This window comes from Caulobacter sp. GW821-FHT10A06 (assembly GCF_059415805.1).
Map to the genome: position 1 here is coordinate 45,216 of NZ_JBWKNY010000004.1, position 6,154 is coordinate 51,369.

Genomic DNA, 6,154 nt, shown 5'->3' on the forward strand with positions numbered 1-6,154 from the left:
GGGGGACGCTGCGTGAAGCGCATCGACGTCATCGCCAATACGGCTTCGGGCTCGGTCGGCCCCGACGCCCCACAGATCGCCGAGCGGCTGCTGGCCGAGTACGGCGTCTCGGGCGTGGTCCACGCGCCGGCGCCGGGCGAGATCGGCGACTGCCTGCGTTCGGTGATCGACGGCGCGCCGGACGCGGTGCTGGTGCTGGCTGGCGACGGCACCGCGCGGGGCGCGGCCGAACTGGCCGGTCCCGACGGCCCGCTGATCGCGCCCCTGCCCGGCGGCACAATGAACATGCTGCCCCGCGCCCTCTATGGCGAGCGCGACTGGCAGACGGCGATGAGAGCCTGTCTGGAAAGCGGCGAGGCGCGAATGATCTCGGGCGGCGAGGTCGGCGGACGCCTGTTCTTCGTTGCCGCCATCCTGGGCAGCCCGGCCCTGTGGGCCACGGCCCGCGAGGCCGCGCGCGAGGGCAAGGCCGCCATCGCCGTGGCCCGCGCCCGCCGCGCCCTGCGCAACGCCTTCTCGGGCCGACTGCGCTTTACGCTGGATGGTCGTCCCAAGCAGAAGGCCGAGGCCCTGACCCTGATGTGCCCGCTGGTCTCAAGCGCCCTGGACGCCGAGGAACGCGCCCTGGAGGCCGCCGCCATGGACCCGTCCGGGGCGCTGGACATCTTCCGCCTGGGCTTCAACGCCGCGCGGGGGCAGTGGCGCGAGGATCCTTCGGTGTCGGTCGGCCGTTGCCGGGTGGGCAAGGTCTGGGCGCGCGGGCGGATCCCGGCGATCTTCGACGGCGAGCCGGCCAGGCTGGATCCGGAGGTCTCGATCCGCTTTCGGCCCAAAGCCTTCCGCGCACTGGTCCCGCCTGACGAAGCCTGACCCATGAAGCTTATCCAGGTCTCCGACATCCATTTCGGCGGCGAGAACAAGGAAGCCGTCGAGGCCGCCACGGCCTGGATCGTCGCGGCCGCGCCGAACCTGGTGATCGCCGCCGGCGATCTGACCCTGGACGGCAAGATCCCCGAATTCGACGCCGCCGCCGCCTGGTTGAAACGCCTGCCCGATCCCAAGATCGTCTCGCCCGGCAATCACGACACCCCCTTCGTCGGGCCGCGCGAGCTGCTAGCCCGGTTCACGCGCGGCTGGGGCCGGTTCAAGGACCGCTTCGGCGACGAGGACGGCGCATCCTGGAGCGCGCCCGGCATCACGGTCGCCTCGCTGAACAGCGCCCGCGTGGCGCAGGTTCGCTGGAACTGGTCCAAGGGCGCGGTCTCGCACAGCCAGATCCGCCGCGTGGTGCGCGAACTGGAGGCCGCCCCGGCCGGCGACCTGCGCGTGGTGGTCTGCCACCACCCGCTGATGGAGATCCTGGGCGGGCCGATGACCGCCAAGGTGCATGGCGGGGTCGACGCGGCCAACCGCTTCGTCGCCGCCGGGGCCGACGTCATCCTGTCTGGCCACATCCACCTGCCGTTCGTCAGCGCCATTCCGTTCGGCGACGGCAAGACCCAGGCGGTCGGCTCGGGCACTCTGTCCCACCGCGAGCGCGGCGCCGCGCCCGGCTTCAACGTCATCGAGATCGAGCCCCACTGCGTGCGCGTGGCGGCGATGGCCTATGACAAGGGCAAGTTCGACGTCTGGCGCACCTGGGCGTTTGACCGCCGGCCTTAGATACGAAAACGGCGCGACCCGAAGGCCGCGCCGCGCGTCAGTTCGATATCGCTCCCGCCTAGCGTGGCGCGCCGCGCCCTCGGAAGCCGTTGGCGACCAGCGACACCACGAACAGGATCAGGAAGACGAAGAACAGAATCTTGGCGATCCCGATCGCGGTCCCCGCGATGCTGGTGAAGCCCAGCAGGGCGGCGATCAGAGCGATCACCAGGAAGGTCACGGCCCAGTTCAGCATGGGATTTCTCCGAAAAATCCGGCGACGCCGGGGTTGTTGTCTCGCTTGGAAACAACGCACCCGACTCGCCGGACGTTCCGGAAAACCGAAGACCTCTTAGGTCGGCGCCGGATAGGCCCAGCCTTGAGCGCCCGACTTGGCGGCCGCGTACTGGCTGTCGGCCAGGGTCCAGTTGATCAGGTTGTCGAACACCGCTTCCAAGAAGCCCTTACGCAGGTTCTGGTAGTCCAGGTAATAGGCGTGCTCCCAGACGTCGGCGACCACCAGGGCGGTCAGGTCTTGCGTGACCGGGCTCTCGGCGTCGTGGGTCGAGATGATCTTCAGGGCGCCCGAGGCGTCCGAGACCAGCCACACCCAGCCCGAGCCGAAGTGGCCGATGCCTTCGGCGACGAACTTTTCCTTCAGGGCGTCCAGGCCGCCGAAGGTCGAGTCGATGGCGGCGGCCAGGTCGGCGCCCGGCGCGGTCTTGGTCGGCGACAGGCCGTCCCAGAAGAAGGCGTGGTTCCAGGCCTGGGCGGCGTTGTTGAACACCTTGCCAGGGCCGGCGCCCTTGATCACGGCTTCCAGCGAGCCCTTGTCGTCGCCGTTCAGCAGGCCGTTCAGGGCCGTGACATAGGCGGCGTGGTGCTTGTCGTGGTGGAAGCGCAGCGTGTTGGCCGAGATGGTCGGCTCCAGCGCGTCGTAGGCGTAGGGCAGGTCCGGCAGCGAGTACGTCATGATCACTCCATGGGGAAGGCGTTCCCATGGAGAGGAAGGGAACGCGCGACAGGCATCTAGAACGCGCGGAGCCAAAGCGTAAGCTTTTAAAGCAGCCCGGCCCGCTCAACTTTAGTTGAGAAATTCCCTTTGAAACTTGGGGTTTCCAGGAAATCTGAGAACGCGAAAACGCCGCCGAGCGAGCCCGGCGGCGATCGGTGTCTGCATAACGCGCAATCAGCGCTGAGGTGGCTTCGGATCCAGGAAGGCCTTGGCCACGGCGGCGGTCAGGGTCGGGTTCTTCAGGGCGAAAATCCCGGCGGCCAAGCCGATGCCGATCGACATGATCGGGCGGTCGCGGACGATCTCGACGACTTTCGCCGTCATGTCGAAGCCGGCCTGCGGCGGCGCGTTATGGTGAGCATTGCGGCTGCCCTCCACCTTGCGCGCGGCGATCATGCCGGCGACGGCGACGATCAGCGCCGCGACGGCGGCCACGATCGCGGCCGCGCCCGCCGGCGTAACCAGCGGGACCAGCACGGCATAGACCGCGAAGGCGGCGGACACGACGCCGACCGCGGCAGCCGCCGCGATCGCCGCGGCCGCCGCCAGCGTCATCAGGGTTTTTTCGAAGATCACCGGTTGTTGCTACGGCCGCCGGAGAGCAGCAGGCCGATCAGCACGCCCACGCCCAGACCGGCCAGGGTGGCGGTGATCGGACGTTCACGGATGCGCTCGCTGGCGTAACGCTGAGCGTCTTCCAGCTGCTGGCCGGCGGTGTCGGTATAGGTGCGGCTCTGGGCGCGCAGGGTCTCGAAGCCTTCCGAGACCGACTTCTCGACGCGCTTGGCGGCTTCGGTCAGCTGGACGCGAGCGGCGTCGGCGGCCTGCGCGAAGCTGCGCTCGGCGTGCTCGACGGCTTCCAGGGTGGCGCTCTTGGCCTTTTCGGCTTCCTTGGCGGCGGCAGTGGAACTGGCGGGCATGGTCATCTCCTGGTTCGCGACGCGACCGACCTGAAATGAAAGAAGTCTAGGGCGCTGAAGCTGCGCCCCGTCAACGCCGAGCTTAGCGCTGCGGTTCCAAGATACTCAAGGTCGACAAGCTTCACCACTCAGGAATCCGCAATCGATATCAATGGTCGGGCAAAAGTGCGGCCAAACCGGCTCGCGCCAAACGCGAAGCGGGTCTAAGGTCGAATCATGGAGGACGCCCCCATCGTCAGCGACGACAGTCAGGAAGCCGCCCGTCTCAACGCCTTGAAGGCCTTGGACATCCTGGACGGCGCGACGAACGAGCCGCAGTTCCTGCGCTTCGCCCGTCTGGCGGCCAAGCTGTTCGACGCGCCCAAGGCCGCCCTCGTCCTGGTCGACAAGGACCGGGTCTGGCGCAAGGCCTATGTCGGTTACGCCGGTCCCGAAAGCCCGCGCGACGGCGACCTGGCCGCCCAGGTGGTGACCGCCAACGGTCCCGTCGGCCTGGCCGTTCCCCTCCGCGACATCCATGGCCACGCCCTGGGCGCCCTGGTGGTCGAGGGCCCCGGCCTGGCCGGCCCCGCATCGGACGATGACCTGGCCGCCCTCGAGGACCTTGCCGATCTGGCCTCGGCCAGCCTGACGGCCAAGCCCTGCGCGTCGCGCAATCTCGAGAGCGAGCGCCTGGAGCTGGCCATCTCGGCCGCCAATTTCGGCGAGTTCGAGTGGGACATCAAACGCGACATGATCAAGGTCAGCCCCCGCCTGGCCAAGATCTCGAACATCGAGCCCGGCGAGGTGCCCGGCCAGAACGGGCTGGTGCTGTTCGACTACCTGCACCCCGAAGACAAGGAATGGGCGCCGGACTTCATCAACGGCCAGCTGAAGCAGACCGGCCGCTACGACATTGAATATCGCCGCCCCACCAGCCCTGAAGGCCGCGAGACCTGGAACCATGGTTCGGGCGTGATCGTGCTGGGCGCGGACGGCGAGCCGGCCTATCTGATCGGCGTCGTCCAGGACATCACCGAGCGCAAGGCCGAGGAAACCCAGCGCGAGAACCTGGTCGCGGAGCTCGACCACCGCATCAAAAACCTGCTGGCCGTCGTCCAGTCGGTGGCGGCCCAGTCGGCGCGCAAGTCGGCTTCGCTGGACGTGTTCCTCAAGACCTTCGCCGCGCGGCTGAAGTCGATGAGCTCGGCCCACGACCTGCTCAGCGCCGCCCGCTGGCGCGGCGCCACCCTGGCGCGGATCGCCGCCGCCGAACTGGGCGGCCTGTCGCCGACCCAGACCCGCTGGGACGGGCCGGAAATCTTCCTGACGCCCCGCGCCGCGGCCGCCCTGTCGCTGGCCCTGCACGAGCTGGCCGTCAACGCGATGCGCTACGGCTCGCTGTCGTCCGAAAACGGCAAGGTCGAGGTGGTCTGGCGGCGCACGCCCGAGGGCGGCTTCGCCCTGGAATGGCTGGAGACCGGCGGCCCGCCGGCCAACGCGCCGACGACCAAGGGCTTCGGCGCGACCCTGATCGAGGACGTCGCCGGCCGCGAACTGGGCGGCTCGGCCCACATCAACTACAAGCCCAGCGGCGTCACCGCGATGATCCAGGGCGCGGCCGAGGCCCTGGCCGACGCTCCGCTGATGGAAGAGGTCCAGGCCGCCCCCGAGCGCATCGTCGAAACCGTGGTCGCCGCCGACGAGACCGTCCGTCCGGGCGCGATCGCGGGCCTGAAGGTGCTGATCGTCGAGGACTCCTTGCTGCTAGCCCTGGAGCTGGAAGCGGGCCTGGAAGACGCCGGCGTCGAGGTGGTCGGCTGCGCGGCCGAACTGTCCGAAGCGCTGTCGATGGTCGAGATGGACTTCGACGTCGCCGTGCTGGACGCCGACCTCAACGGCCAGTCGGTCGCCCCGGTCGCCGAGATCCTGCGCGGCATGGGCCGTCCGTTCGTGTTCGCCACGGGCTATGCCGACAAGGCCGCCCCGATGGGCTTCGACGCCCCGATCGTGCGCAAGCCCTACAATGTCCACCAGATCGCCCGTGCGGTCGCCGGGGTGACGGGGCGGGCGTGATCGTTCGACCGGTCCGTCCGGAGGACCTCGACGCGTGGGCCGCGCTGCGGTTCGACCTGTGGCCGGACGAGGGCACGGTCGCCGAGCTTCGCGCCGGGGCGGCCGAAACGCTGGAAAAACCCGAGACCTTCGCGACCTTCGTGGCCGAGACGCCGGATGGCGCGATCGCCGGCTTCATCGAGGCCGCCCTGCGCCACGATTACGTCAATGGCTGCGAGACCTCGCCGGTGGCGTTCATCGAGGGGCTCTACGTGCGGCCCGAGCATCGCAAGGCCGAGGTCGGCCGGACGCTGTGCGCGGCGGTCGCCGATTGGGGCCGGGCGATGGGGTGCAGCGAGCTGGCGTCGGATGCGCTGGCGGACAATCTCGAGAGCCACGCCTTCCACCAGGCGGTCGGGTTCGAGGAGACCGAGCGGGTGGTGTATTTCCGGAAGGGGCTGTAGCGCCCAAAGACCCTCCCCCTAGCGGCGAAGCCGACGGAGGGGGAAGTGCTGCTGAGCTTGCCTCTTCCCCCTCCGTCGGC

Annotated in this window: 8 protein-coding genes; 4 read left to right on the top strand and 4 right to left on the bottom strand. The window is 69.1% G+C overall.

Annotated features, from left to right (window positions below; genetic code table 11):
- Positions 1-12 precede the first annotated feature (12 nt).
- Both AC07NF_RS11625 and AC07NF_RS11630 read left to right on the top strand, forming a co-directional pair.
- A complete protein-coding gene (locus tag AC07NF_RS11625; RefSeq protein ID WP_494626021.1) occupies positions 13-870 on the top strand; it encodes a diacylglycerol/lipid kinase family protein in 858 nt (285 codons plus the stop codon).
- A gap of 3 nt (positions 871-873) precedes the next feature.
- Positions 874-1,662, top strand: coding sequence for a metallophosphoesterase family protein (locus AC07NF_RS11630; protein ID WP_494626023.1), 789 nt, complete (start codon positions 874-876; stop codon positions 1,660-1,662).
- A gap of 58 nt (positions 1,663-1,720) precedes the next feature.
- On the opposite strand, the gene AC07NF_RS11635 is transcribed toward AC07NF_RS11630, so the two are convergent.
- From AC07NF_RS11635 to AC07NF_RS11650, 4 genes are all read right to left on the bottom strand, one after another.
- Positions 1,721-1,897 carry a DUF1328 domain-containing protein gene (locus AC07NF_RS11635; protein WP_454718380.1) on the bottom strand — a complete coding sequence of 59 codons (177 nt, stop codon included), beginning with the start codon at positions 1,895-1,897 and terminating at the stop codon, positions 1,721-1,723.
- 96 nt (positions 1,898-1,993) lie between these two features.
- Positions 1,994-2,614 (bottom strand): superoxide dismutase, encoded by a 621-nt coding sequence (locus AC07NF_RS11640; protein ID WP_492816478.1) that lies wholly within the window; start codon positions 2,612-2,614, stop codon positions 1,994-1,996.
- 216 nt (positions 2,615-2,830) lie between these two features.
- Positions 2,831-3,232 (bottom strand): hypothetical protein, encoded by a 402-nt coding sequence (locus AC07NF_RS11645; protein WP_494626026.1) that lies wholly within the window; start codon positions 3,230-3,232, stop codon positions 2,831-2,833.
- Positions 3,229-3,576, bottom strand: a complete 348-nt coding sequence (locus tag AC07NF_RS11650) for a hypothetical protein (RefSeq protein WP_454718383.1) — start codon at positions 3,574-3,576, stop codon at positions 3,229-3,231. Before AC07NF_RS11650 ends, AC07NF_RS11645 begins: the two co-directional genes overlap by 4 nt.
- A 216-nt stretch (positions 3,577-3,792) precedes the next feature.
- Between AC07NF_RS11650 and AC07NF_RS11655 the strand changes: the two genes are divergently transcribed.
- Both AC07NF_RS11655 and aac(6') read left to right on the top strand, forming a co-directional pair.
- On the top strand, positions 3,793-5,631 hold the full coding sequence (locus tag AC07NF_RS11655) for an HWE histidine kinase domain-containing protein (RefSeq protein ID WP_494626028.1): 1,839 nt from the start codon (positions 3,793-3,795) through the stop codon (positions 5,629-5,631).
- Entirely contained in the window at positions 5,631-6,074 is a 444-nt protein-coding gene (gene aac(6') / locus AC07NF_RS11660) for an aminoglycoside 6'-N-acetyltransferase (protein WP_494627550.1), read from the top strand. Before AC07NF_RS11655 ends, aac(6') begins: the two co-directional genes overlap by 1 nt.
- Positions 6,075-6,154: the final 80 nt, after the last annotated feature.